At 61.3% G+C, this 24,656-nt stretch carries 25 protein-coding genes and 1 pseudogene; 14 read left to right on the plus strand and 12 right to left on the minus strand.

The features are described 5' to 3' along the window. Nucleotides 1-9 precede the first annotated feature (9 nt). Nucleotides 10-324: a cupin domain-containing protein gene (locus tag CK489_RS41115; protein ID WP_143278300.1), complete on the plus strand. Its 315-nt coding sequence runs from the start codon at nucleotides 10-12 to the stop codon at nucleotides 322-324. A gap of 149 nt (nucleotides 325-473) precedes the next feature. Next, nucleotides 474-1,100 carry a hypothetical protein gene (locus CK489_RS36435; protein WP_143278301.1) on the plus strand — a complete coding sequence of 209 codons (627 nt, stop codon included), beginning with the start codon at nucleotides 474-476 and terminating at the stop codon, nucleotides 1,098-1,100. Between the two features lie 425 nt (nucleotides 1,101-1,525). On the opposite strand, the gene CK489_RS41120 is transcribed toward CK489_RS36435, so the two are convergent. Then, nucleotides 1,526-1,942 (minus strand): hypothetical protein, encoded by a 417-nt coding sequence (locus CK489_RS41120; protein WP_143278302.1) that lies wholly within the window; start codon nucleotides 1,940-1,942, stop codon nucleotides 1,526-1,528. An 885-nt stretch (nucleotides 1,943-2,827) separates the two neighbouring features. Between CK489_RS41120 and CK489_RS36440 the strand changes: the two are divergent. The 7 genes and pseudogenes from CK489_RS36440 (at nucleotide 2,828) to CK489_RS36460 (ending at nucleotide 6,465) form a co-directional block, all read left to right on the plus strand. After that, nucleotides 2,828-3,492: pseudogene (locus CK489_RS36440) on the plus strand (SOS response-associated peptidase). Nucleotides 3,493-3,723: 231 nt separating this feature from the next. Continuing rightward, entirely contained in the window at nucleotides 3,724-4,218 is a 495-nt protein-coding gene (locus CK489_RS36445) for a hypothetical protein (protein ID WP_143278303.1), read from the plus strand. 214 nt (nucleotides 4,219-4,432) lie between these two features. Next, nucleotides 4,433-4,582: a hypothetical protein gene (locus CK489_RS41565; RefSeq protein ID WP_158226548.1), complete on the plus strand. Its 150-nt coding sequence runs from the start codon at nucleotides 4,433-4,435 to the stop codon at nucleotides 4,580-4,582. Nucleotides 4,583-4,718: 136 nt separating this feature from the next. Next, on the plus strand, nucleotides 4,719-4,874 hold the full coding sequence (locus CK489_RS41570) for a hypothetical protein (protein ID WP_158226549.1): 156 nt from the start codon (nucleotides 4,719-4,721) through the stop codon (nucleotides 4,872-4,874). Nucleotides 4,875-4,880: 6 nt separating this feature from the next. Further along, nucleotides 4,881-5,171, plus strand: a complete 291-nt coding sequence (locus tag CK489_RS36455) for a hypothetical protein (protein ID WP_245350651.1) — start codon at nucleotides 4,881-4,883, stop codon at nucleotides 5,169-5,171. A 424-nt stretch (nucleotides 5,172-5,595) separates the two neighbouring features. Next, complete coding sequence (locus CK489_RS41980) at nucleotides 5,596-5,763, plus strand: hypothetical protein (protein WP_198961109.1); 168 nt, start codon at nucleotides 5,596-5,598, stop codon at nucleotides 5,761-5,763. Nucleotides 5,764-6,261: 498 nt separating this feature from the next. Then, nucleotides 6,262-6,465 carry a hypothetical protein gene (locus CK489_RS36460; RefSeq protein WP_095735663.1) on the plus strand — a complete coding sequence of 68 codons (204 nt, stop codon included), beginning with the start codon at nucleotides 6,262-6,264 and terminating at the stop codon, nucleotides 6,463-6,465. A 647-nt stretch (nucleotides 6,466-7,112) separates the two neighbouring features. Here CK489_RS36460 and CK489_RS41125 read toward each other — a convergent pair. Further along, on the minus strand, nucleotides 7,113-7,379 hold the full coding sequence (locus tag CK489_RS41125; RefSeq protein WP_143278304.1) for a hypothetical protein: 267 nt from the start codon (nucleotides 7,377-7,379) through the stop codon (nucleotides 7,113-7,115). 115 nt (nucleotides 7,380-7,494) lie between these two features. On the opposite strand from CK489_RS41125, the gene CK489_RS36465 reads away from it, so the two are divergent. Further along, the gene (locus CK489_RS36465; RefSeq protein ID WP_095735664.1) at nucleotides 7,495-7,782 is read left to right on the plus strand and encodes a hypothetical protein; all 288 of its coding nucleotides are present in this window, start codon (nucleotides 7,495-7,497) and stop codon (nucleotides 7,780-7,782) included. A gap of 115 nt (nucleotides 7,783-7,897) precedes the next feature. On the opposite strand, the gene CK489_RS42720 is transcribed toward CK489_RS36465, so the two are convergent. Continuing rightward, nucleotides 7,898-8,026 carry a hypothetical protein gene (locus CK489_RS42720; RefSeq protein WP_283807334.1) on the minus strand — a complete coding sequence of 43 codons (129 nt, stop codon included), beginning with the start codon at nucleotides 8,024-8,026 and terminating at the stop codon, nucleotides 7,898-7,900. A gap of 156 nt (nucleotides 8,027-8,182) precedes the next feature. Between CK489_RS42720 and CK489_RS36470 the strand changes: the two genes are divergently transcribed. Both CK489_RS36470 and CK489_RS36475 read left to right on the plus strand, forming a co-directional pair. After that, nucleotides 8,183-9,685 carry a CYTH and CHAD domain-containing protein gene (locus CK489_RS36470; protein ID WP_095735767.1) on the plus strand — a complete coding sequence of 501 codons (1,503 nt, stop codon included), beginning with the start codon at nucleotides 8,183-8,185 and terminating at the stop codon, nucleotides 9,683-9,685. A gap of 303 nt (nucleotides 9,686-9,988) precedes the next feature. Beyond that, nucleotides 9,989-10,171 (plus strand): hypothetical protein, encoded by a 183-nt coding sequence (locus CK489_RS36475; protein ID WP_095735665.1) that lies wholly within the window; start codon nucleotides 9,989-9,991, stop codon nucleotides 10,169-10,171. Between the two features lie 2,186 nt (nucleotides 10,172-12,357). Here CK489_RS36475 and paoC read toward each other — a convergent pair. Genes paoC through paoA form a run of 3 tightly spaced genes read right to left on the minus strand, consistent with a single transcriptional unit; the run spans nucleotide 12,358 to nucleotide 16,163 of the window. Further along, complete coding sequence (gene paoC, locus CK489_RS36485; RefSeq protein ID WP_095735667.1) at nucleotides 12,358-14,556, minus strand: aldehyde oxidoreductase molybdenum-binding subunit PaoC; 2,199 nt, start codon at nucleotides 14,554-14,556, stop codon at nucleotides 12,358-12,360. 15 nt (nucleotides 14,557-14,571) lie between these two features. Next, a complete protein-coding gene (locus CK489_RS36490; RefSeq protein ID WP_095735668.1) occupies nucleotides 14,572-15,522 on the minus strand; it encodes an FAD binding domain-containing protein in 951 nt (316 codons plus the stop codon). Then, a complete protein-coding gene (gene paoA, locus CK489_RS36495; RefSeq protein ID WP_095735669.1) occupies nucleotides 15,519-16,163 on the minus strand; it encodes an aldehyde dehydrogenase iron-sulfur subunit PaoA in 645 nt (214 codons plus the stop codon). The genes CK489_RS36490 and paoA overlap by 4 nt, the downstream gene beginning before the upstream one ends. Nucleotides 16,164-16,359: 196 nt before the next feature. Between paoA and CK489_RS36500 the strand changes: the two genes are divergently transcribed. Beyond that, nucleotides 16,360-17,175: a thioredoxin domain-containing protein gene (locus CK489_RS36500; RefSeq protein ID WP_095735670.1), complete on the plus strand. Its 816-nt coding sequence runs from the start codon at nucleotides 16,360-16,362 to the stop codon at nucleotides 17,173-17,175. Here the strand turns inward: CK489_RS36500 and CK489_RS36505 are convergent. From CK489_RS36505 to CK489_RS36530, 6 genes are read right to left on the minus strand one after another with little or no spacing between them, the layout of a single operon-like run. After that, nucleotides 17,120-18,214 (minus strand): hypothetical protein, encoded by a 1,095-nt coding sequence (locus tag CK489_RS36505; protein ID WP_143278305.1) that lies wholly within the window; start codon nucleotides 18,212-18,214, stop codon nucleotides 17,120-17,122. The genes CK489_RS36500 and CK489_RS36505 overlap by 56 nt on opposite strands. Then, nucleotides 18,211-18,738 carry a c-type cytochrome gene (locus CK489_RS36510; RefSeq protein WP_502694165.1) on the minus strand — a complete coding sequence of 176 codons (528 nt, stop codon included), beginning with the start codon at nucleotides 18,736-18,738 and terminating at the stop codon, nucleotides 18,211-18,213. The genes CK489_RS36505 and CK489_RS36510 overlap by 4 nt, the downstream gene beginning before the upstream one ends. Next, on the minus strand, nucleotides 18,738-19,268 hold the full coding sequence (locus CK489_RS36515) for a DUF3341 domain-containing protein (RefSeq protein ID WP_095735673.1): 531 nt from the start codon (nucleotides 19,266-19,268) through the stop codon (nucleotides 18,738-18,740). The genes CK489_RS36510 and CK489_RS36515 overlap by 1 nt, the downstream gene beginning before the upstream one ends. After that, entirely contained in the window at nucleotides 19,261-20,616 is a 1,356-nt protein-coding gene (nrfD, locus tag CK489_RS36520; RefSeq protein ID WP_095735674.1) for an NrfD/PsrC family molybdoenzyme membrane anchor subunit, read from the minus strand. Before nrfD ends, CK489_RS36515 begins: the two co-directional genes overlap by 8 nt. Then, a complete protein-coding gene (locus CK489_RS36525; RefSeq protein ID WP_095735675.1) occupies nucleotides 20,613-23,516 on the minus strand; it encodes a TAT-variant-translocated molybdopterin oxidoreductase in 2,904 nt (967 codons plus the stop codon). The genes nrfD and CK489_RS36525 overlap by 4 nt, the downstream gene beginning before the upstream one ends. Then, on the minus strand, nucleotides 23,513-24,169 hold the full coding sequence (locus tag CK489_RS36530; RefSeq protein ID WP_095735676.1) for a cytochrome c3 family protein: 657 nt from the start codon (nucleotides 24,167-24,169) through the stop codon (nucleotides 23,513-23,515). The genes CK489_RS36525 and CK489_RS36530 overlap by 4 nt, the downstream gene beginning before the upstream one ends. 119 nt (nucleotides 24,170-24,288) lie before the next feature. Here CK489_RS36530 and CK489_RS36535 point away from each other — a divergent pair, with 119 nt between their 5' ends. Further along, complete coding sequence (locus CK489_RS36535) at nucleotides 24,289-24,642, plus strand: hypothetical protein (protein WP_143278306.1); 354 nt, start codon at nucleotides 24,289-24,291, stop codon at nucleotides 24,640-24,642. Nucleotides 24,643-24,656: the final 14 nt, after the last annotated feature.

The raw sequence follows: 24,656 nt of genomic DNA on the forward strand, positions 1-24,656 counted from the left end.
AAGCAACCCATGCGCGTCGCGATCGAAGCATTGGCCCTATTTGCGGGACGAGACCGGCAGCGGCTATCGCTCGCAATCTTCACCGGCTTCGCCTGCGCGGTCTCGATCGCGAAAACTTTGCCGCTGGCGATGAGCGTGACATCAGCATTTCCAGCGCCGCTGTGCGCCGAGATCTCGTCGTCCACGTCAGCGCTGAACAAGGTCGAGGTGATTTCGTCGTATGCCCTGCCTGACGTCCCAGGCAAGCGGGTCACGGTGGTGCCGCGTCAGCCATGGGCCGGGCGGAGTTCAAGAGCACGGATGATTGGGAAAATTATCGGTTGAACCCGATAGATTCTCCCAGTGCTGCTCAGCATGCTTATTTTGCTGTACGGTGGGCTCGATCGATTTGATTTCATCAACAATGCCCAACAGCGCGTTCGATCCGGGCAAGCCTGTCCGGGAGACACCGACCGCGACCTGGGACGATCTCGTTGCGTTCAGAAAAGCCGCGAAGAAGCTCGGATACCTTCTCGGTTGCAACGGCAGCGTTGGTGACCTGGGAATGGTTGCAGCGCGAGGAGCATGTCTTCTGCGCCTTCGAGATCACGCACTACCGGCCAAAGGAACGGCCCAACAGTGTCAAGATCGTCCATCCCAAGAACGGGCAAGAAGCCTGGTGGCCGCTTTTCGATGACCGGGGAGAAGCCCTCTTCCCGGAGCTGATGGCCGAGCTCGTCGCCATCAAGCAACACGTGGTTTCGGGGCTGGTTTTCCAGCGGAATCACGCGCACCGCAAATCGCTTACCCCGATACCATGGATCGCTAAACGCAAGGATTTGCGGTACCTGCGCAGCGTCGTGAAGGACATCGTCGCGGCAGCCGGCATCCGAGCTGAGCTTTCGTTTACCTCATTCCGCCATGGCGGATTTGCGGAGGGCGCCGACAGCGATCTGACGGGCGCGGAACTGCGTGCAGCAGGCCGCCACCGGTCGGCGCGGCAATTGCCGACCTACGCGAAATGGACGCGCAAACAGCCGATATCGGGGACCAGGCAGCGGCGCGAGGAGCGAAAAAAGCAGCCGGTTTGTCGAAATAGACATGGCTGCTTGTCGGAATGACCGCTACGAGGGCTTACCTAAGCTATTGAAAAGCTTGGTGGGCGCACCAGGGCTCGAACCTGGGACCCGCTGATTAAGAGTCAGCCCCTCTACAGGTTATTACAGATACTTAGCTGTAAAAACGCCTCCCAGCGTGGCCATATAGATCAATGGGTTACAAGCAAATTGTAAATCACAAGCCGGCGCGTTGCCGACCTCGCAGCCCTTGGCAAAAGAGGCGTGAGGCCGTTGGCCGGCCCGCGGTGGTGGGGGATGCTGCAGTGTTTTCCAAAGTGCACCAGAATTTGCGCCTGCCGAAGCTTGGCACCCAACGAATCCAGCACCCTAGTGCGTTTCTGGAGCTGCCGCGTGGGTTTCGCGGTAGCTCGTTCTAAAAATTGCTCACTCACGATGGCATTGCGAATGTCCGCGAGGTCTGCGGCGCTTCACGCCGTTCGCCGACTGGATCGGCCTTTCCCGCGGCGACGCCGTGACCCTTGACGACGGCTTCGGGGAGGGTCAGGCAACCTTGCGGCTTCCGTCACCGCTTGAGGAGCGGATTCGCTCTTTGACTGATCGTCGACTGATCGAAGCGGCGATCTTCGGACGGCGCCCGCAGTCTCGAGCGCGGCGAGAAATTTCCGTCCTTCATCCGTGATTTCCCAACCTTCATTATCGCGAACAACAAATTTGGCTAGAAAGATATTCAGATCTGGCGCCTGCTGCGCCAAACGCTTCATCCGATCGGTCCAGTCTTTGCCGCTGTTCATCAGGATTTCGACGGCGTGACGAATCTCGGCAACGGAGGCGCGCCCGGCGGACTGGCCGGCCAGCACTTTCAAGACGGTAAGTTGGAAGGACACTTCCACGTCTCCGGCGGTCTGGCGGAATGCAAGTCTCCGCGAGATCAGTTAACCGGCGCTCAAAGATTGATTAACAAATTACTAATTGGCGGAACTGATGGGGCACCGAACATAATGATCCCCCGCTGGGGGTGCATTGAGGGCTCTAATCATTGGAGCGGGACAACGACTTCCTGCGGCCTCTGCGTCCCAAACGTGAATAGCAGACGAAACGATCAATAAAAACAAATGCGATCTGCTCGCGATTGACCACCGTTATCGCTATTTGTTCCCGGGGTTTCGGTGGTCAATCGGTGGTTGGCTGACCGTCTCGCCTGAATTTGCTTCACGGATTAGAAGCCGCATCCACGCGCTGAATTAGCGTCGCCGTCCTTCGCGTCGGGTCCTTGGCTAATCCTCACATCGAGGCTGCCGATCGCGAGTCCGATCGCGCGAGATTCCCGTGATGATGCCATCAGCCATGCGGAGCGTCTTGAGAAGGACGATTGGGGCATCGCCTATTGGTTTACGTCGGTCAACAGCTTCCTCGGTGGCAAGCGACCGCAGGACTTGCTAATCAGCAAGCCCGACAGCGTCGTTGCAGCGGCCGAGGACGAGGTAGCCGACCTGTTCTGTCGCTGATGAAGAATCCGATGCACGTTGGCCGATGGCCTGTCAATCGGCACCCAAGCGGGTTGTGGTATCACCTTCGGTAGTTGCAGGTCTCGGTGTTCTGCAGAATCATAGCGGCAAGTAAGCGTGGACCAGTAATGTGGTCGCCCCGCTCACCCGAACTGCAAGTGAAGATCATAGTTGTCTAGGTCGCCGAACACGACCAGCGCCAATGTAACAATAGGATCTCCGCCATGAACCCACCATCAACGTGGTGGGCAGGAGAGCGACAGGATGTGCAATCTTTATTCGATCACCACAAACCCGGCCGCGATCCTAAATCTGTTCCGGATCGTCAACCGGTACGTCGGTAACCCGGCCCCGATGACGGGCGTCCTCCCTGACTACCCAGCGCCGGTTGTCCGCAATGCCGGAGCCGAGCGTAAGATGGTGCCGATGCGGTGGGGCATGCCGCCTCCGCCGCGCACAGGCGGGCCGCCGGTCACCAACATCCGCAACGCGTCATCACCGCACTGGCGCGGCTGGCTGAAACCGGAAAACCGCTGCCTGGTGCCAGGCAACAGCTTCGCCGAATACACACCAGAACCAAATCCGGAGACCAAGAAGAAGGACGTCGTTCGGTTCGCCCTCGGCGACGAACTCCCGCTGACGGCGTTCGCCGGCATCTGGACCGAGTTTAAGGGTGATCGCGGGACGAAGTCCAAGCCGTCCTCGGCCCTCACCTAGTCTGCGGCTTCCTGACGACCTCGCCGAACGCAGTTGTCAAACCGATCCATCCCAAGGCCATGCCGGTGATCCTGGCAACCGACGAAGAGCGCGACGTCAGGATGCGAGCACCGTGTGATGAGGCCAAGGTGTTGCAACGGCCGCTGTCCGACGACGCGCTGAAGATTGTGATGCGCGGAGCTGACAAAGAAGACCGTTTGTCGGCTGTCTAGGGTCTCAAAGGGGGTCGGTGCCTGAGGCGATCGATGGTGGACTTTCCGGGTTCGCCATGCATACGATCAACGAAGCGGTGACGGCGCTCCGGGCAGTCTATGCTCTAGGTGGTCGGCTGGTCCGCCGATAAATCGAACGGCGCTTCCAGGATGGCAGAAGACTCTCTCGATGCGAAGGCATCACTTGGAGCCCGGCCCGAACTTATGTCGGCCTGAATTCGGATGGAGCGCATGAGTATCTTCGGAAGGCAGCAAGGAACTCTGGTCTCAATCCACGAAGACAACGCTAATACGAAGGACTGGCTCATTCTTCTGGAAGCCGCCACCATTGTTGGGCACGAACGCGAAAGGCTGCGTGTTGCCCTCACTACGCAGGACCGGCAGCTGGTGAAGAAGCGAAGGCTTTTTCGTAAGCCGGAATACTTCCTCGTTCTGGACGGATATGACCCGCGGATCCACGCGCTCTATTTCTGCCCACAGCTTTACAAGCATGAGGATGGTAGTCTCGTCCCACTGACCGGACCTGAGATCGGCCAATTGATGGCGAAGGCGCTGGAGGGCGGAGCCATTGAAAAGGCGCCGTGGTACGTGCCCAACGACGGCCTGCCCGCTGATCCCGTGATTAAGGCTTCGTCCAAGATGGAATTCGACAGCCTTGTGGTCGAGCCACCGGGCACGGGGGCAGATAAGATGCTGCGCGCTGTCGGGTCTCCCGACAAAACCTGACGCGCCGGGCCAAGGGGTTAGTCTGCCTGCGGGTTCATCGCCAACCGGCATGACAACGTTCGTGTTACTGCGACGCGCGCTTCGCCGCAGTAGAAAGCCATCTCCCAACGAGACAGCAGTGAGCAGTCGGGCGAAGCCGAATTGAAACGATCGACGAAATCCGCAGGTAATATTTAACTGCTAAGCTCTCTCCATTAATTTGGGGAGAATTTCAATGGTTGCGCTTTCAAAGACTACAGCCGAGATCCAAGTTGCTCGCCGGCACGTTTCAGGCCTTGCCGTCGTAACCCTGTTCAGCCTCTTCGGCTTAGTGCTGTCTATCTTCCTCGCGCGGTACGGGATTGATATCGCCTCGGGCATGTAGTTCGCGATCTAAGCTGCATACCGTCCATTCCTGCAGTGGGACTATTGCCCGTACCTTCCCGGTACCGGCACCACTTGTCGATTGCTAAGTCCCGCGCATGCCCACTTCGTACAGCCACAGAGGCGTCACGTTTAGCGTGACACGCCAATACGACGATCAATTCGAGATCATCATTGAGCTAGGTGAAGAGGTGCTACATAGCACCGTGCGCACGCGGTTGCCCGAACTGGCAAAGCGGCGTGCGGAAATGCTCATCAACCGCAAGCTGAGAGAGAAACTCAAGCCTGTATGAGCACGAATGACCGAGATGACGAAAGTTTCTAAGATGCAGATGAAGGGTGACCCACCCTACTCCGACCTTGAGAAAGCAGCCCGCAGGATCATGGAGCACGCTCGGGCGTTCGAGCCCATCCAGGATGGCCGGATCTACATTGAGAAGATCAACCGCCCCATGCTCGACGAGGACAAGGCGACACTGGCCGAATACTGGGCCGGTCTACAACACGCGATCGGCCAAGGCTGGCTCGAGTACCACGAGAGCGGGACGTTCGTGCGAATGCTTCAGGCTGGCAAAGACCTGTTCGCTTAAAAAGCGCCCCAGCCGAGGGGTTTGAGCTGGGGCCGAGTTCACTTGGAGTCGACCCGGCGCCGTCCATTGCGCCGGGCAAAGGTAAACCCGGTATGCGCCACACCCGTTCCTTCGGTATGGGAACAAAGCGGCTCTTGTGTCGTTACAGATCATCACCGGCCAAGGCTCTGCCCGTAGGCGTCGGTGGCTGAGAGACCGCTAGCGCTCCCGCCTGCTACAAGGAGCACGGTCATGGACCACCCAAACTATGAAGCAGAACTGCGCGCAGCTATCCAGCGCACGCGTGAACTTGTGCGCTTCGCAGCCGATCTCCTGAAACAAGCGGCGCCCGACACATTTTTGGGCAGGGTTACGCATGAGCCACCCTTACAAGAGAGTCACATAGGCAAAAGCCCTGAACGGATAGCGGAAATAGAATGACCGGATGAGTGATCCGTTCGCTGCTGCCATGGAAGAAAGTTCTCGGCTGCGCGCACAAAGGAAGGCTCTGGCCGACCAGCGCGACCAGGATATTGCCGATCTCAGGCTTTCGGTGCTCGAGAGTGCTATGGCTCGGGTAGAAACAAAGGCATATCCCGACAACCGAGAGTAAGGCTCATGTGCAGCAAGTGCGACGATCTGGACTTGCGCGTATGCCAATTCCGACGCTTCGTCGCTCAGTTGCTTGATCCTCTCACATTGCGGCGATTGAGCGCCGCCATCGTGCAAATGGAAGCTGAGAAAGCAACGCTTCACCCAGAGTAAGGCCGCCTCAGTTGGCGGCCGCCGAAAAAATCTCAGCGCACGGGGGTTGAGCGCTGGGATTTTCAGACGATGAAGCAGCGGGATGTTTCATCATCGTACTGGCCTCGTCGATGTTCCAACAGAAGCGACGCCTGTTTAGTTCCCTTCGGCTACCTATTTTGCAGCCTCTTCGAATATTGAACCTTCGGAGGGCCTCCGAGTCCTAATGGCCGCGGTGAACGGAGTTCCTTAGGAACGCCCCATCTGTCCAAGAGTTAATGGAAATCATCGCACGGCCCCCTGGCATTCATCGGTGATGAGAACGCCAACTTGCGCTCCCGCCTTCCTCCCGCGGAAAGGATAGCGCATGGTCATCAAGCGTCGTCGTTTCAAACAAACTCAGTCACTCGAAGAACGTCTGGCCGACGAAGCGGCCCGCCTGCGCGCAAAGGCGAAGACGTTGCCGTCATGCGCCGAGAAAGAGGCGCTTTTGGAGAATGCCCGTCAAGACGATACGGCCGCTCACATGAGCGAGTGGCTAAATTATCCTGGCCTTCAACCGCCGACATAGGGTTCGTAGGCATAGCGATGTTCGTTGAGTAAGTTCGCGAACCTGCCCTGTACGCGGACGGGTCGGTAGATGCTGCCGGCAGCTAGCCTCCCTTCACTCAGGCCGCCAATGTTGCCGGGACCGCTATTTGTCAGGTGCGATCACCGGGGGTAGCGGCTGCGTGGGGAGGATAACCGTATCAGTCTGATGCCAGCGCGATATAGCGAGAGCCAGCCACGACGCCTGCCGTTATGATGATCGCCCCACGCATATGGCGATCTTAGGTCACTATGTGGACACCACAATTTGCCAGATGGTCGAAGGCCGCCTCAGTTGGCTTCCCGCTGCTGCCTTAGAGGCCGCCGTAGCTTGCGAGTGCGGCTGATCGGTTAGCCATGTCAGGGTTGTAGCGTCCTACCCACGCCGGCGAACGTCCGCTTATCTGGCCCATAGCTAATGGTCTGCATGATCACCGGGAATGTCAGCTCTTCGCGCTGAACCGGACGTTGCCAGGCTCTGCGGCCAAGGTCGGTTTTGAGCCACCGCAAGCCCTGGGAATGTCCAGCGAAACTTCGTGATGGCGGGCGGATGTACCCCACGTCATGAAAATGGCCCCGGCTTCAACAGGAGCCGGGGTCAAGTTCTCTCGATAGATCAGGATCAGATCGCTACATCGTTTTATGACGCTTGTGGCGCTCGTGGTGAGAACTGCTCTTCATTCCCATTCCGCCCCTCATGCCGCTCTTCTCGGAAGGGTTATTGGCCGTTGCGCCGGGATTTGCCGATGACGGGCTGCTTGAAGCGCCTTGACCACTCTTTTGCGCAGGCGAGTTGCCACCACCACCACCACCACCGCCCCCGCCGCCCTGAGCGGACGCTGCCGCAATCGATCCAAAGATAAACGCGGCCGTCAGCGCGCCCTTTGCTACTTTCATTGGGTATTCCTCCGTATAATTCAACGGACGGCAACTGGCTGTCGAGACAGTCGTTCCTACTGGAACGTTAGCGGCTGGCTTGATTTGATTCGTTTGTTTACTGCGGAGTTGCGCTGTGGCGGTTCAGCGGACGAAGCAAGAGCCGATCGGGACCAAGACATTATTTCCCGGCTTTATCGCGGCCGCCTTGGCATCGCCGATCGACCGGGTAACGACTGGCTCACGCTGGCTTCACGAGATCGAGTTCGATGGCTATCGCGTCCAGGTGCTTCTCGCTAACGAAGAGGTCAAGACCTACCCCCGCCGCGGCAACGATTGGACGACTCGCTTCAAGAAAGTCGCTAACTACGCCTACCATATAACCGCTTCGTCCGCTGCGAAAACTGCCGCTGCAGGAGTGTAAGGCGGTGCTGAAAAAAGCCGAGCGAGCAATCCAGATCGAGGACCTCGTTACAACGCTGGGCGCTGAACTGCCGCGATAGCGAATATCGCGTCGAGCGTTCGCATGCCATCGGTTGTTAGCCAGGAAACTGCGGCTGCAGCAGCGATACCATCATCCAGACTGCAATCAAGAACGCCGGCGCACAGCCGACCGCAGCGGCCAACCAAAGCTCTGCATCAGGGAACAGTTCGCGCTCGTCCTGCATGGCTATTTTCCCATACGTCGAATTGTCAACGGACGGATCTCGATGGCGTTCCCGCGCCTTAGTCCATCAGTCGACGCCGGAAAGCGACTTGCTTTTCCCCGCATTTGGAACTTCGGGCTTTTGCACCACTTTAAGTGGGCACTGGATGCTTTGCCGATGAATTCTGAAACCGAGCTAAAATTTCGGGTTGCGGCGCGCAAATTGTCCTCCGTCTTGGGGAGCGGTGGCTGGCTGGTCCGCGACCGATCCGAGCGAGAGCTTGTGTCGACCTATTACGACACGACGAAGCATAAGCTTAAGCGACATGGTCTCACACTTCGTATCCGCAAGGCCGGCGATCGATACATGCAGACCGTGAAAATCACCGGCGCGGCCGTTACGCGCGGCGAATGGGAGTATGAAGTCGTCGACAATAGGCCTGACCTCAAAAAGGCAAAGAATACGCCTCTCGAAGACTTGGCCGACGGAACACTTGCCCGCAAGCTACGGCCAGTGTTTCGGACCAACATCCATCGTACGGCGCAGACAAGACGGGTCCGGAGAAGCCAGATTGAAGTCGCGGTCGATCGCGGTCAGGTTGGCGCCGGGCGGCATTCGCGACCCATTGCCGAGTTCGAGCTGGAATCGAAGTCCGGACATCTCGCAGATCTGTTTCGACTGGCGCGCAATATCGAACGCAAGACCGGCGCCGAACTCGATCTAAGCTCGAAGGCGGAGCGTGGCTTTCAGCTCGTCGCTGGACGTAGCGACAGCGCACAGCATGCCGAGCCGATCCAACTCGAACGGGAGTTCACACCGCGCGATGCGTTTCGCGTGATTGGGCGTTCGACAGTTCGTCAGATCACAGCAAACAGCGATCCAGTGCGAAATATGGATCCCGAAGGCGTGCATCAGATGCGCGTTGGCTTACGGCGGCTGCGGGCGGCCATTTCCCTCTTCGACGATGTCTTGGCGCATGCAGACACCGCGCGAATCAAGCTTGGGCTCAAATGGCTCACGTCAGAGCTCGCACCGGCTCGGGAAATCGACGTATTTCTGCGAGAAAGCATTCGGCCAGTCGCTCAGGACGCGCCGAGCCGAGGCGCACGAGCAATCCGCAAGAAGTTTTCCAAACAACGAATGGCGGCCTTTAAGCGCGCCCATAACGCGATTGATTCTGCCCGCTATCGCCATCTACTGATCGATACGGTCGAGTGGATCGAATCCGGACGGTCTCGCACGACGGATGATCGATCAATCGCCGGATATGCGGGGGACGTGCTCGACCGCCGAATCAGGAAGGCACGAAAACAGGGCAAGCGGCTGAACGACCTCGATGCGAAGCAGCGCCACAAACTGCGGATCAATATCAAGAAGATCCGCTATGCCGTGGACTTCTTCAGAAGCCTTTATGAGGATGCGGATCAAGCTACGCTCGCGCGTGTTTCCGATCGGCTGAAGCGGATACAATCCGCCTTGGGGTCGCTCAACGATTTCATGGCACATCGCAAGCTGACGACGGAGGCCGCACTGACAGCGCCGCCCGCGAATCGCCGCGCCCAAGCCTTCGCATCGGGTCTCATCGTCGGCCGGGAACGCCAAGCCACCCATGACTACATGAAGGCCGCCACGAAAGCGCTTCATGGACTGCATCCTTTGGACGTCGAGCCCCGCCGCTAGCCTGCAGTTGGCCGCCGGTAGCGCGCATTACTTGGCCGCAAAGATCGAGCGCGGCTCGAAGTGCGGCATATCATCGACGCCAGATGGCTCTCATGCGGCCCCAACGCTGCGCTTGATAGATAAGGGGACACCGCAAGGTCCCATCATCGGAACAGGAACGGGCACGCGCAGTCTTCGTTGTCCAAGTTCGACACCGACCGCCAGGCGGCGCTGACCGCCGATGAGGAGCCGCAGCCGTTGGCACGTAATTTTAAGCTGGATTGCTCCATTTTGGCCATTCGGCTCAATTGAGCGGAGCAGATTGTGACAGACGAGCTTCAATACCGCGGTCATCGGCTGGTCGTCGTCGAGCAGCCAGGCGGTGGCTCGCTAGTCGAAATCACCTCCCTCTCGGGAGGTCAAACGATCCGTACGATGACCTATCAGAGCCGTGAGGAAGCGATTGCCTTGGCAAAGCGAAACATCGACAAGCATCCCGGCGGGTAGCACCGGTTTTCACGACTTGCGCATCATGGCATTGCCGGCGTTGACGATGGACGCCAGCGGGCGAAGTTGCGCCTCACGACCGAAAATGCCGCGCTGAAAATCAGTCCGCTTCTCTTCACTTACGTTAAAGCGGCGGCCGACTTCCTCAGATTACCTTGATCGCAGATCTGGCTTTCCAGGATGGCGCAACCGTGGCTCAGGAAAATGAACCCATCTTCGAACCCAAGCAAGCCGACCTCTGGCGCGTGCTATTTTCACTTGCGATATCGGCAGCTGTAGGTACGGGCGCTTATTTTGGTTTTCGGCTCCTGCTCGGCCACTAATGACGAGGCCCTCACTGAGTGGTCCGAAACTTCCTGCCGGGGGAAGCCCAGGCGCTCATTTACATATGCTAATGCGGGAACTTGCGGCCTCGGCATGATCCATTTGCCTGTCTCCAACAACACAGCCCCGGATGCGCAGGCAACGGCCTCAGCACTGGCCTCCGGCCCCCAGAAGTGCTGAGGCCGTTTCTGCGAGTGGGTTTCTACGCATGGAGCTATTCCCCAGGCGGGACTGTTTCCCGTACCTTCCCGGTGCAATCGTCGTTCGCGGATCGCTAAGAGCGCTCAGCGAACCGGCACGATCGGACGCTTTCAGGAAAGCGAGCGATAATGCCGAAGCCTTGGACAGCGGAGGAGAACGACGGCTGTTAGAGCTGCGAAAAAAAGGATTGATATGGATCCGCGTGGCGGCGGTCCTTGGCAGAACTGAAGCCTCAGTCGTCGGTCGCTATCTGAAGCATCTAGGACAGTAGCCGCGCAAGATCATCTACAAACCGAAATTGCGATTGCCATCGCAGGATCCCCTGCTCCAGCTGGCATCAGCAATCTTAGCTCAGAACAGGCAGTTGCGGGCCGCTCTGATAGACCACCGCTGGAGGGCCGCGGTGTTCGAAAGCCGGCTGCAAACGCTTAGCGATAGCGTGGCCAAAGAGACGCAACGCGCCGAAGAGAGCATCACCATGCGACAATCGCCGCCGCTCTGAACACTCGATAAGAAGGGCCCCCGCGCCGCGGCGGAGGCCCTTCGGGGCTAGGAGGGGGAGGAGCACAACTCCATGCCCCATTCTGTGGGCGGAGCAAGCCCAGGCGTCGAGATCCAGATATCGATCCTCAGCGCGAATTCAGCAGAGCGAATTCTCTGCATGGCGGTTTCTCGCTCGGCGCCTTCCAAATTTGATGCTTGCCGAATGAGGTCGTCCTTAAAGGCCGAAAGCCGGTGTCGAAGGGGGATGTGCTGCTTAGATCGCCGTCGGATTTTCTTCATGACGCGCTCCAGTCGGGAAGCGGAGCGTCCGCGTTCACCTTTGCGACGTAGCTTAAGCAGCCGCTGGGGTTGCAACCACAACCTAGGTTACGAGCGGAATGGCCCAAGCCCCCAAACCAGGGGCCCTCCGAAGGTTCGAGAGCCAGTTGCAGCCGATCACAAGACGGCTCGCTCCGACGAACGAGCGCGACGAAAACGCTCCCGCGCCGCCCAGGAAGCAGCTTATGCTGTTCGGGAGATCCAATCTGAGCATGGCCACAGACTCGACCGCACGGTGGGTGGCCAAGTTCAAGTTGGCTAGTCAGCGAGGCTGTCCTACTTCCTCACACCAAGGAAACGGCCCCGGCTAGAGGGGCAAGCCGGGGCCGTCCTTCATTGCAATTCTGCCGTCGCCGAACCACCGGTTTTCGATAATCTGGCAGCCCTCTGGGCCTAAAATCCATCTTAATGAAAAACTTGCTGCCCAGTTCTTGAATGATGCACGCGAATCCATGTTCCGGGAATCACACGTGTGAATCGCGTTCAATTGGATTGCTGCTTTTTTCGCGGCTGAGGTCCATCGCGAGTGGACCGCGTCGTCGCCGTCGACCTCCACGCAAAATGAGATCCGACCCGGGGCGGCCCGGCTGCTTCGTCTTTCTGAACGGGCGCAGTTTGATCTGCTCGATTTAGCCACTAGTCGGCGCAACCGAGCGCTATTGCCGCCTAATGAAACCGTTAGGAACGGTGGCGTCGTGTCGCTGGTTGCCTAAGCGTCGCTCAACCAGGAACGGCAGAGCGACGCCACGTCGTGCCCTTTGGCTGTCCCGAGCAAAGGGCACCTTGATCGTCGTAAGCCGAATCGAACTTCTCCGTCTGATAACCGACCGCAGAATTGCTCAGCCGAGCACTTCGAGCAGCTTATCGATGGTGATCGGATATTCCCGAACCCGGACGGCAGTTGCGTTGTAGACCGCGTTGGCGACGGCGGCGGCCACGCCACAGATGCCGAGCTCGGCGACGCCCTTGGCCTTCATCGGCGACGAGATTGGATCGGTCTCGTCGAGGAAGATCATGTCCTGATGCGGAATGTCGGCGTGAACCGGCACTTCATAGGCTGCCAGGTCGTGGTTGACGAACAGGCCATACCGCTTGTCGACGACAAGGTTCTCCATCAGCGCGGCGCCGACGCCCATCGTCATTGCGCCGATCACCTGGCTGCGCGCCGCCTTCGGATTGAGGATGCGGCCCGCCGCGCAGACCGCGAGCATCCGCCGGACGCGGATCTCCGCGGTGTCGGCATCGACGCCGACCTCGACGAAATGCGCGCCGAAGGTCGATTGCTGGTAGGTCTTGGCGAGATCGCCATACTCGATGGCATCCTCCGCCACCAGATCACCCGCGCCGGCGGCCTGCGCCAGCGGCACGCTGCGATTGCCGGAACAGACCAGACCATCGGCGAACACCGCCTCTTCGGAGTTGAAGCCGAGCTTCTGCGCAATGGCCTCGCGCAGCTTGGTGCAAGCTGCATAGACGCCGGCGGTGGAATTGTTTCCGCCCCACTGCCCGCCTGAGCCGCACGACACCGGAAAGTCCGAATCACCGAGCCGCACCACGACCTTCTCCAGCGGAACGCCCATCATCTCGGCGGCCGTCTGCGCGATGATGGTGTAGGAGCCGGTGCCGATGTCGGTCATGTCGGTCTCGACCGTCACCATTCCCTGCTGGTCGAGGCGGACGCGTGCCGCCGATTTGGTGACGAGATTGTTGCGAAAGGCGGCAGCAACGCCCATGCCGACCAGCCAGCGCCCGTCGCGAACCTGGCCCGGTTTCGCGTTGCGCTTGCTCCAGCCGAACCGCGCGGCGCCCTCGTTCAGACACTGCACGAGCTGCCGCTGCGAAAAATGCCGCTGAGGGTGTTCCGGATCGACCTGGGTGTCATTGGCGATACGCAGCGCAACCGGATCGATGCCGAGCTTGTCGGCAACCTCGTCGATCGCGATCTCGAGCGCCATCATGCCGGAGGCTTCTCCGGGCGCGCGCATCGCGTTGCCTTCGGGGAGATCGAGCGCCGCGAGCCGCGTCGCCGTCATCCGGTTGGCGCCTGCGTAGAGTAGCCGGGTCTGGCTCACTGCCATGTCGGGCTCACCCTGGCTGACATTGCCGGACCAGCTTTCGTGACCGATCGCGGTGATTCTGCCGTCGTGCTCCGCGCCGATCCGGATCCGCTGGATCGTCGCCGGCCGGTGCGTGGTGTTGTTGAACATCAGCGGCCGTTGCAGCGCCACCTTGACCGGCCGGCCGGCCGCACGGGCACCTAGCGCGGCGAGCAGTACGTCGGCGCGCAGGAACAGTTTTCCGCCGAAGCCGCCGCCGATATAGGGCGACACGAGGCGAACATTCTCCCTCGGGATGCCAAGCGTCTTCGCCATGTCCTCGGCGCCCCAGGCGATCATCTGGTTGGAGGTCCAGACCGTGAGCTTGTCACCGTCCCAGGCCGCGATCGACGCATGCGGCTCCATCATCGCGTGCCCCTGATCGGGCGTGGTGTAGGTGGCATCCAGCTGCACGGGTGCTGCGGCAAAAGCGGACGCGAAATCGCCGACGGCGGTATCGGCAGGGCCGCCGATCTTCGGGTCCGGTGTACTCACATTGCCCCGTTCGGCGGCGAGATCGAATTTGCCATCGCCCTTGGCGTAGTCGATGCGGAGCAGCTGTGCCGCGGCGCGCGCCTGCTCGAAGGTGCCGGCGACCACGATGGCGACGGCCTGGTGGTAATGCGCGATCTCGGGACCGCCGAGCAGCGGCGCTGGATTGCGCTCGCCCTTGCCGAGCTTGCCGGCGTTCTCGGCAGTGACGATGGCGAGCACGCCGGGCGCAGCCTTCGCGGCCGCAAGATCGATCGCCGTGATCCGGCCTTTGCCGATCGCCGAGCCGACCACGTAGCCATAGGCCTGGTTAGCCACGACATCGTGCCGTTCATAGGCGTAAGGCGCGGTCCCGGTGGTCTTCAGCGGTCCCTCGATCCGGCTGGTCGGATGGCCGATCACCTTGAGTTGGTCGATCGGATTGAAGGTCGCGGGATGTTCGAAACGCATGGTCCTGAGCCCTTCCTAAGTCCTGGCCTCGCGCAGCACCGCCGCGAGCGTTCGTTCCGCGAGCGGCAGCTTGAACGCATTGTCGCCGGTCGGCTTTGCATCGGCGAACAGCCGCGCGGTGACGGCCTTGGCGCCCCGGGGCAATTCCGCTTCCGCTGCCTCCACCCGCCACGGCTTGTGCGCGACGCCGCCGAGCGCGACGCGGCCGCTGCCGTCGCGCTGCACGATTGCGGCGACCGAGACCAATGCAAAAGCGTAGGAGGCGCGGTCGCGGACCTTGCGATAGGTTTGCGTCCCGCCAACAGGCTTCGGCAGCGTCACCGCGGTGATCAATTCGCCGGGCTGCAGGGTGGTCTCGATCTCGGGGCTGTCGCCGGGCAGACGATGGAACTCGGCAATCGGGATGTTGCGCGTGGCGCCATCAGGCCGCACGATCTCGACCGCTGCGTCGAGCGCGCGCATCGCTACCGCCATGTCGCTCGGATGGGTCGCGATGCAGGCCTCGCTCGCGCCGACGATTGCATGCTGTCGGCTGAAACCCTCGAGCGCTGCGCAGCCGCTGCCGGGCTTGCGCTTGTTGCAGGGCAAATTGGTGTCGTAGAAATAGGGACAGCGCGTCCGCTGCAACAGATTTCCGGCGGTCGTCGCCTTGTTGCGCAACTGGCCCGACGCCCCGGCAAGCAACGCCCGCGAAAGCACGCCATAGTCACGTCGTACACGGGCGTCCGCGGCGAGATCGGTGTTGCGCACCAGCGCGCCGACCCGCAAGCCGCCATCGGCTGTCGCCTCGATCCGGTCGAGCGCAAGGCCATTGACGTCGATCAAATGGGTCGGCGTCTCGATCTCAAGTTTCATCAGGTCGAGCAGATTGGTGCCGCCGGCGATGAATTTGGCATTCGGCGTGCCCGCAGCTGCCGCGGCCGCCGCGCCCGGCGTCGCGGCGCGCTCATAGCTGAACGATCTCATGCGCTCCTCCCGGCTACCTCGCTGATCGCCTCGGCGATGTTGGAATAGGCGCCGCACCGGCAGATGTTGCCGCTCATGCGCTCGCGAAGCTCGGCATTGGTCAGCCGCATCGGAGCATTGAGATCAGCAGTCACATGACTCGGGATACCCGCCTTGACTTCAGCCAGCACAGCGACCGCCGAGCAAATCTGGCCGGGCGTGCAATAGCCGCATTGATAGCCGTCGTGCTCGACGAATGCGGCCTGCAGCGGATGCAGCGCGTCCGGCGTGCCGAGCCCTTCGATCGTCGTGATCTGGTCGCCCTCGTGCATCACCGCAAGCGTCAGGCAGGAATTGATCCGCCGCCCGTCGACGATGACCGTGCATGCCCCGCATTGGCCGTGGTCGCAGCCCTTCTTGGTACCGGTCAAATGCAGGTGCTCGCGCAGCGCATCGAGGAGCGTGGTCCTGGTATCGAGCTCGAGCTGATGGGATTCGCCGTTCACGTCAAAGGATACTTTCGTCATCACTTGTGCTCCTTCCAGCCCGATTCCGTTGGTCGCCTCTGAGAACGCGTACGAGGCGCGCGGTGTGGCGAGTACGACGGCTCCGATAATCAATAGATCACGGCGAGACGGTTCCAAATCTGATCGGTAGGGCATGGAGACGTTCCTTAGCGGCTCGCAAGATCGAGCGAGATCTGGCCACACGTTGCGCCTTAACCGACGTGCCGACGCCGTTGTTCCTAGAGGCATCAGTCTCATGATCCAAGACGGCACCTGTGCCCGAACAGGAACGTTGCCTCGCGCTGGAACCGGTCGTTCCCTGCGTTGTTAATCGCCCGATTGCGAGCCATCGATGAGCCACTCCCATCTACGTTTCGCTTTTGCTTCGCTGGCGTGCGCGTTTGTCGCGCTTTCGTCGCTGCCCGAAGCGGGTTTCGCTGCACTTACGTCGGCGCAAGTCGATCAGGTGGCTCTCCAGCCGCGGACCGGCGATGGCTTGCCTCTGTCGCTTCGCCTCACGGACGAGTCCGGCGCGACCAAGCCGTTGAAGGAATGGCTGAGTGACGTGCCGACGGTTTGGATCGCTGCGGACTACACCTGCAAGAGCCTCTGCGGGCCAATGCTATCGATCGTTTCCAGCGCGCTGGCCGATACAGGCCTGCAAGCCGGCAGCGCCTATCGGCTGATCGTGTTGGACCTTGATCCAAAAGACACAGCCGCAGATGCGCGCGCAATGAGGGCGGCACAAATCAATCCCCGGTCCGATCTCGCAACGCAATCAGTCTTCCTGAGAGCGGTCCCAGCCGATGTCAGCGCTTTGTTGGCGGCGCTTGGTATAGAGCCGGCCTATGATACCGAACACGATCAATTCGTTCATCCGGTCGCCGCGTTCGTGGTCACTACCGAAGGGCGCATTTCGGACGTGATTTCGGGTATCGCGATTGATCCGGGCAATCTTCGATTGGCACTCGTCGACGCCAGCCGCGGGCGGATCGGCTCTTGGTCTGATCAAGTTCACCTGCTGTGCTACGGCTTCGATCCTGCAACCGGCCTCTATACGCTCTCGGTCTGGCGGATACTGGCCGGCGCCGCGGTGATCACAATGGCCGCCGTCATCGGGCTCGTGGCGCTTTTGATCCGGCAGGATACCTCGCCCAAGCCAGGTTGAAGACCCGGCCGTCATTGGCCAGCGCGCTGTCGAAAGCCAGCCACAACAGTGCGCCAAGGAAGAGCACCGAGGCGAGCAGCATCAGCGCCGTCGTCAGCAGTGTGATATTGTGGATCGCCGGCAGGATCAAAACGGCCGCCTCGCACCAGCGCATCAGCAGGGTCAGCCCGCAGAGCATCATGAGCGCGCGGGGGCCGGACCGCACCCTCGCGCTCAGCAGCGCGAAGAACGGGAGCACGAACTGTCCAAGCGCAACCGCAGCAAGCAAATATTGCCACCCTTGCTCCGAGCGTGCCTGATACCAGGACACCTCGTCCGGGATGTTGCCGGACCAGATCACGATGTACTGCATGGCGTGAAGGTAGGCCCATAGCAGGGTCAGCGAGAGCAGCAGCCCACTGTAGCCGGCACTACGGCCGATCCGGCGTCCCGAGAACAGGCTGATGCCGACCACGAACGCGCAGCCGCTGAGCAGCGTAAAGCTAAGGAAAAGAAGGCCGTAGACCGAGGAATGAAAGTCTGGTTCAAGCGATTCCATCCAGTCGATGCAGGCCAGCGAGACGGTCAAGGCGTGGACGACCAATCCGGCCGATGCCGCCCGCACCATGACGGCGTCGTTGCGCCAGGCCCGGCGGAGCCACAGCGCGAAGCCGATCCAGAGCCCGAAATAGATCGCGCCGCGCATCACGAAGAACCAAGGGGCGAGATAATACGCCTTGAACGACGGCAAGGCTGACGGATCCGCCATCGCCGGATAGATCTGCTTCATGAAGAGCAGGATGGGCACTGACGCCAAGGCAATGACCGGCAGCGTTGCCGTCGCGGCAACGAATTGCGCGTAAAGCGCCTCGGTCCAGACGCGACGGACCAGATAGCTCGTCATCCACAGTGCCAGCGCGCCGATCGGGATCGAGACCCACGTCAGCCAGGCCACGAGATACGCCGATGCCGTGGACCGGCCGTCAACGATAAAGCCGGCCGCAAGGATCAATCCCGTAACGAGCAGAACGGCAATCCTGACGTCGCGGCGAAGGCTCATGGCTGCCCCGTGAGCGTTGCGCGCTCATCTGGCGGCACATCCTCGATCGGGGCACGCCGGCTGAATTGCAGGGCGCGGATATAGGCCACGATGGCCCAGCGATCCCCGGGGGGCACGCGCGCGGCGTAAGAGTACATCGCGCCGTAACCGTTGGTGATCACGTCGAAGAAGTGCTGATCGTCAGCCGTCACCAATCGGTCGACATGGTAGCTGGTCGGGTGCGGCATCCCGCGATGAACGATGATGCCATCGCCGTCGCCGCCCGCGCCGTGACACGGCGAGCAAAAGATCGAAAACCGCTGTCGACCGCGATCCAGCAGCTCGGCCGACATCGCGGGTTTGGTGGTCACCGCCCTCTCCCGCTCCAGGTAGCCGCGCGCCACGGTGTTGGCCGCCGGAGGGCGCAACACGCTGCCGCGGAACAGCGGTGCGCGGGAATACTCGCTGTATTTCGGTTGCACATCCATGTTCTGGTCGCAGGCTGCAAGCGACAACGCGAGTGCGGCTGTGAGCGCCAGTCGGATCATGGCGGCACGCGCTCCACCGATGCGGCGCCCGCACCCGCAAGGAATTCCGCGGTGGCCTGGTCATCGAACATCGGATCCTCGCCTTTGACGCAGAGGAAGAAGCGATCCTTGCTGGCGAGTTGGAAGCGCGGCGCCGCGAAGACGGGATAGTTGAGCCGCGGCAAGCCGTTCTGCCAGAGCATGGCGATTGCCATCGCAAGCGCCGAGAACAGGATGGTCAGCTCGAATGTGACGACGGCGAATGCTGATAGCGCGTAAATCGGTCGGCCGCCAACATTCAGGGGGTAGTCGTAGCTGACGAACATCTGCATGAGAAGCGCTGTGGTCCCTCCTGCAAGAGCTCCGACCAGGCCGACGAGAGAGATCGAAGGTCGCGGAATTTTCAGAACTCGCGCTAGACCCTCGACGGGAAACGGCGTGAACGCGTCGAGCTCGCGATAGCCGGCTGCGCGGGCCCGCCGTGCGGCGGCCAACAATGCTTCCGGGCTGTCGAATTCTCCAAGCATTCCATAGGTGCGCTCAACCATGCCGCGCCTCCTCCTTCTCCTCGTGAAGAAGCTCCTTCGTCTCGAATATCGAGATCATCGGGATGAGCCGCACGGCGATCAGGAACGGCACCAGGAACAGGCCGATCGTGCCGAGATAGGTCGACCAATCCCAGAAGGTCGGCGTGAATTTGCTCCACGAAGACACCAGGAAGTCACGATAGAGGCTGGTGACCAGGATCATGTCCCGCTCCAGCCACATCCCGACCGCCACCGAGATCGAAATCAGGAGCATCGCCCAGCCTGAGCGACGCACGCCCCTCCACCACAGTGCCTGCAGCGGAACGAAGTTGAAGAGCACCGCGCCCCAATAAATCCAGGCATAGACACCGGCGACGCGGTCCAGCAGCGTCCGCATCTCATGCGCCTCGCCGGAATAGAGCGCGTCGAACACCTCGAACACATAGCCGTAGGCGGTCATCAGCCCGGTCGCGAGTAGGACCTTGCCGAGCACGTCGAGATGATCGTCGGTGACCAGGTTTTGAAGGCCGAACCACGAGCGCAGCGCGACAGCGATGATGGCGACCACGGCAAAGCCGGAGAACGCGGCGCCAAGCACGAAATATGGCGGAAAGATCGTCGAGTGCCATCCTGGGATTTGCCCAGCAGCGAACAACAACGATACCTCGCTGTGAACGGACACGACCAGCGGCACGGCGAGCGCTGCGGTCGTCCGGTAAGCCTGCGACCAGCGCTGCCAGTGTATGGCCGAGCCGCGCCAGCCGAGCGAAGTGATTCCGAAGAAGATCTGCCAGCCGCGCCCGGTTGCGCGATCCCGCGCGGCCGCAAGGTCCGGGATCAACCCGGTGTACCAGAACACTAGCGACACCGTGAGATAGGTCAGCACCGCCCAGATGTCCCATTCCAGCGGGCTGCGAAACTGCGGCCAGACGCCCATGGTCGCGGGATAAGGAAACATCCAGTAGACGTACCAGGGGCGCCCAAGGTGCAAAATCGGGTAGATGCCGGCGCAGACGACCGCGAACAGTGTCATGGTCTCGGCGAAGCGGTTTAGCGAGTTGCGCCATTCGCTGCCGGTGAGGAGCAGCAACGCCGAAATCAGCGTGCCTGCATGGCCGATGCCGAGCCACCAGACGTAATTGTGGATCGCAAACGCCCAGTTGACGGGAATGTTGATGCCCCAGATCCCGACGCCGCGCGTGAACAGCTCGACCACCGAGATCACCAGCAACAGCAGCAAGGCACTCGCGAACGCCATCGCGACCACCCAACGGCGCCGTGCGGGAAAGTGCAGCGGAATGCCGGTGAGCTGGTCGGCGATGCCCCCCATGCTCTGCCGCCTCGGCAGGATGTCGGAGTGATTGCTCATCCCTGCCCGCTGCCCGAGCCGTCATCCCGCCAGCGCGCCAGATAGGTGGTGCGGGGCCGTGTCCCGAGCTCTTCCAGCAGCACGTAGTGCCGGCCATCGCGCTTCAGCCGCGAGACCTCGGAATTGGGATCGTTGATGTCGCCGAACACGATCGCCTTGGTCGGACAGGCCTGCTGGCAGGCAGTCACGACCTCGCCCTCGCGCAGCGGACGACTTTCCTTGTCGGCGGTGACGTGAGCCGCCTCGATCCGCTGGACGCAGTAGGTGCACTTCTCCATCACACCGCGCGAGCGCACGGTCACGTCCGGATTGTGCGCCGCTTGCGTCGGGGAATCGGCCGGCGCGCGGTAGTCGAAGAAGTTGAAGCGTCGCACCTTGTAGGGGCAATAGCTCGAGCAGGTCCTCGTGCCGATACAGCGGTTGTAGACCATTTGGTTGAGCCCTTCCGGGCTGTGCGTGGTTGCATGCACCGGACATCCCATCTCGCAGGGCGCGTCCTCGCAATGCATGCAGGGCACCGGCTGGAAATAGCTTTTGGGTTCCTCGATGCTGCCGTCGTAGTAGCGGGCGATCCGCAGCCAGTGCATTTCGCGGCCGACCTTGAGCTGGTTGGCTCCTACGACCGGTACATTGTTCTCGGCTGTGCAAGCCGCCACGCAGGCATTGCACCCGATGCAGGCGTCGAGATCGATCACCATGCCCCAGGCGTTCTCCGAAGATCTCCACTTCGGATAGAAGCTCGCCTGTTCGGACGATGACGGTTTTGCCACCTCACCCGGGCTCACCTCGCGGACGAAATCGAAACCTTCCATGCGGTGATGTAGCTGCGTCACCGCGAGCGTTTCGGCGCCATCGACCTTGCCTACGCTGCCCTTGGCGAGCCACGGCCGATCGACTGGCCGCACCTGGTAGGCATCGTAACCAAGTCCGTCGCCGACACGGCCCGCCCGTGTCCGGCCATAGCCCAGATAGAGCGCAACGGTGTTGCCGGCCTGTCCGGGCATGATCCACGCTGGACCTGTGACGTTGCGGTCGCCAATTCGCACCTCCACGTGATCGCCATTGGCGACCAAAATCCGTTTCGCGAGATCAGGCGCGAGCGCGACGATGTTGCTCCAGGTGACCGTGGTCAAAGGTTTTGGCAATTCCTGCAGCCAGCCAATATTGGCGAATTGACCATCCCAAACGGTCGGGTCTAGCCGGAACACGACGTCGGTTTCATCAAGCATTGACGGCGCGGTGACCGCTCCGCTGACGGGCTTTGCCTCCACAAAGGCCGCAGCGCCCTCAACGAAGCCCTCGCACAGCGCTTGCTTCCAGCGCGTCGAGAACGTGTCGCCGAATGTCGTCTGCCAAGTCTCGTGCACTGCCGCATCGGATGCGGGATCGATCTCGCCGAGCAGCATCGCGAAGACCTGATGAATGGTTCTGACGTCGTAGAACGGCACGATCACGGGCTGGATGATGGTCGCCGTTCCATCGACCGCTCGCGCGTCGCTCCAGCTCTCCAGTGCGTGCGCGGTTGGAAGTTGCCACTCGCACAGCGCGCCTGTCTCGTCACGCTGCAGGCCGACATGAATCGAGGTCCGCACGCGCCGCAGCGCGTCTGCTGTCTCGAGTTCACCGGGGGCGTTGTAGGCTGCATTGCAGTCAATCACGATGATCGACTGGACCTTGCCCGCATGGATATCGGAGACCAGTTCTGCGAGCGTCCCCGGAGCAGGCGGACCGGCGATCGGGCCGGTGAAGTTCAGCGTTTGCCCGGCGTTGCCAAGGACATCATTGATCCTCGCGGTCCAGATCGCCGCAGCCTCGCCGGCGGCCGGGCCCACGCAGACTAGTGACTTGCTACGCGCCTCGCCGCAGGCGTCAGCCGCGCGCCCAATCCAGTCGCGCTCACGCGCCGAGAGATCTCCAGCGCCTGCCCCGGAAATGCCGAGCGCCTTTGCCAATGCTTCCGCGAGAATGGGCATGCGCGAGGCATCGGCGATCAGCCGGCGGCCCGCGGTCGCGCCGGTTGCCGACGGCACGCTCTCAGCCATGAACAGATGATTGCCGGGACGATCGGCAGACCTGCGCCGGGAGGTGGCCCATCCACGCGCGTTGCGCACCTGATCGAGGCCGGGGCCCAGAATGTCATCGTCGAGGCTGACAACGACCTCACACCGCTCGAGTGCGTAGTGCAGGTCCAACGCCTTGCCATATGCCGCCTCGGCCAGGAGCCGCCGCTGAGATGCCTCTGCAGGAACATGGAGATGAACCCGTGCTTTGGGAAACTGCTTCAGCAGCGCATCGATCTGCCGCAGCAGCGTTGGCGACGTGATCGGACCGACCAGCAGCCGCAATCCCTCTCCTTCGTCCCGTGCCCATCCCTCGCGGAGCACGCCGGTCGTCGCAACCACGTCCGTCCAGCTCACGGGTTTGCCGCGACGCGTCGGTACTTGCGCGCGGTCGGGGTCGTAAAGCCCAAGCACCGCGCTTTGCATGAAGACGTCGCTACGGCCCTGGGTGACGGGGTGATCGGGATTGCCGTCCAGCTTGGTCGGTCGCCCCGAGTAGGTCGTCGCGAGCACCGGCTGCGCATATCCGTCAAACACGACCGCAGTGGCGTAGGTGCGCGGGGTTCCGATCGTTACGTCATCGGGTTGATCGACGTAGGGCAGCGCGGCCACGAACGGGCTCTTCTCGCAACCGGTAAGCCCAGCGAGCGCGAAGGACGCTCCCATCAGCTTGAGGAACTGGCGCCGGGCGGTTGGAGAGAACTGTTGAGCCGCCGGATATTCGGCATCGACGAACGCCTGGAACGATGGATCGTTCAACAGTTCCTCGATGCCCGACCATTGGCGTGGTCCGCCTTGCGGCGACGCGACCCGATTGCCGTGTCTGATGTCGCGCTTCATCGGTGACACACGGTACAGTGAGTGAGTTCGCCGAAGCGGATCTTTTCGTGCGCCGCAATTGCTTCGCCCTGGACGCGCGCGGCGGCGGGCGGCGTCCACGCCATATCGGTGATGTGCTCCGGCGGCCGCAGCATCGGCGCGGGATCGCGATGACAATCCAGGCAAAACTCCATGGTGAACGGCTTGGGGCGATAGGTCAGCGCCATCTGGTCAATGCGGCCGTGACAGCTTTCGCAGCCGACGCCCTTGGCGATGTGGATGTCATGGCGAAAATAGACGTAGTCCGGCAACTTTGCGACGCGCGTCCATTGGATCGGCGTGTGGTGAGCAAGGCTCTGCCTGACCGGTTCCAGCATAGAGGCATTGGTCCATATCTGCGAGTGGCAGGTCATGCAGGTTTCCGTCGGTGGCAGACCGGCCTGAGGACCGGTTTCGACATTACTGTGGCAGTAGCGGCAATCGATCCCGAGTTCGCCGGCGTGATGACGATGGCTGAACGGCACCGGCTGCTGGGGGCGGACATCGGTCGAAGTCATGTAGGCGGATCGCGCGAAGCCGATGATGCCAACCGTGCCACCGGCCACCAGCGAAAGACTTCCAACGAGGAACAACCGCATCCACGTATCGGCGGCGGGTGAAAAGAGTTGAGCCATCCGGGCCGACCAACTGGCGGGATGCCAGATCGACAATTTCGCCTCAGTCGATTGGTTCCTAGCGGAGGAACACCGGTAGCCGTTCCGCATTGATCATGCGGCGCGCAAGGATCCGGAACATGGCTCAGACGAGCGGATTCGACTTCGAACGGTCGGACATCGCGACCAATGCCGTCGCCTGGATCGCAGCCGGTCTCGGCGCCTTCGTACTGATCGTTCCACTCGTGATGCCGTTGATCTTTCCGCAATCGTCGCACTACGCCAGCCCCACTGCGCGACCGGCACTCAGCTCGAACGCGCCGCCGCTGGAAGTCGCGCCCTCCGACGAACTCGCACGTGCACGCCGCAGCGATGCTGAGGTGACGGGCACTTACGGTTGGGTTGACCGCGACCGCGGGATCGTGCGCGTGCCGGTCAAGCGCGCCACGGAAATGCTGCTGCGAAAGGGGCTGCCGGGATGGCCCACCCCATGAATTGCGATCTTTCC

The organism is Bradyrhizobium sp. UFLA03-84, assembly GCF_002289535.1.
Taxonomy (GTDB): domain Bacteria; phylum Pseudomonadota; class Alphaproteobacteria; order Rhizobiales; family Xanthobacteraceae; genus Bradyrhizobium; species Bradyrhizobium viridifuturi.

Bases quoted from the DNA above. Each gene is read 5' to 3' on its own strand.
- CK489_RS41115 (WP_143278300.1), top strand. From the start codon at position 10: ATGCGCGTCGCGATCGAAGCATTGGCCCTATTTGCGGGACGAGACCGG.
- CK489_RS36445 (WP_143278303.1), top strand. From the start codon at position 3,724: ATGAGTATCTTCGGAAGGCAGCAAGGAACTCTGGTCTCAATCCACGAA.
- CK489_RS41565 (WP_158226548.1), top strand. From the start codon at position 4,433: ATGGTTGCGCTTTCAAAGACTACAGCCGAGATCCAAGTTGCTCGCCGG.
- CK489_RS36455 (WP_245350651.1), top strand. From the start codon at position 4,881: ATGACCGAGATGACGAAAGTTTCTAAGATGCAGATGAAGGGTGACCCA.
- CK489_RS41980 (WP_198961109.1), top strand. From the start codon at position 5,596: ATGAGTGATCCGTTCGCTGCTGCCATGGAAGAAAGTTCTCGGCTGCGC.
- CK489_RS36460 (WP_095735663.1), top strand. From the start codon at position 6,262: ATGGTCATCAAGCGTCGTCGTTTCAAACAAACTCAGTCACTCGAAGAA.
- CK489_RS41125 (WP_143278304.1), bottom strand. From the start codon at position 7,379: ATGAAAGTAGCAAAGGGCGCGCTGACGGCCGCGTTTATCTTTGGATCG.
- CK489_RS42720 (WP_283807334.1), bottom strand. From the start codon at position 8,026: ATGCAGGACGAGCGCGAACTGTTCCCTGATGCAGAGCTTTGGTTGGCC.
- CK489_RS36470 (WP_095735767.1), top strand. From the start codon at position 8,183: ATGAATTCTGAAACCGAGCTAAAATTTCGGGTTGCGGCGCGCAAATTG.
- paoC (WP_095735667.1), bottom strand. From the start codon at position 14,556: ATGCGTTTCGAACATCCCGCGACCTTCAATCCGATCGACCAACTCAAG.
- CK489_RS36490 (WP_095735668.1), bottom strand. From the start codon at position 15,522: ATGAGATCGTTCAGCTATGAGCGCGCCGCGACGCCGGGCGCGGCGGCC.
- paoA (WP_095735669.1), bottom strand. From the start codon at position 16,163: ATGCCCTACCGATCAGATTTGGAACCGTCTCGCCGTGATCTATTGATT.
- CK489_RS36500 (WP_095735670.1), top strand. From the start codon at position 16,360: ATGAGCCACTCCCATCTACGTTTCGCTTTTGCTTCGCTGGCGTGCGCG.
- CK489_RS36505 (WP_143278305.1), bottom strand. From the start codon at position 18,214: ATGAGCCTTCGCCGCGACGTCAGGATTGCCGTTCTGCTCGTTACGGGA.
- CK489_RS36515 (WP_095735673.1), bottom strand. From the start codon at position 19,268: ATGGTTGAGCGCACCTATGGAATGCTTGGAGAATTCGACAGCCCGGAA.
- nrfD (WP_095735674.1), bottom strand. From the start codon at position 20,616: ATGAGCAATCACTCCGACATCCTGCCGAGGCGGCAGAGCATGGGGGGC.
- CK489_RS36525 (WP_095735675.1), bottom strand. From the start codon at position 23,516: ATGAAGCGCGACATCAGACACGGCAATCGGGTCGCGTCGCCGCAAGGC.
- CK489_RS36530 (WP_095735676.1), bottom strand. From the start codon at position 24,169: ATGGCTCAACTCTTTTCACCCGCCGCCGATACGTGGATGCGGTTGTTC.
- CK489_RS36535 (WP_143278306.1), top strand. From the start codon at position 24,289: ATGGCTCAGACGAGCGGATTCGACTTCGAACGGTCGGACATCGCGACC.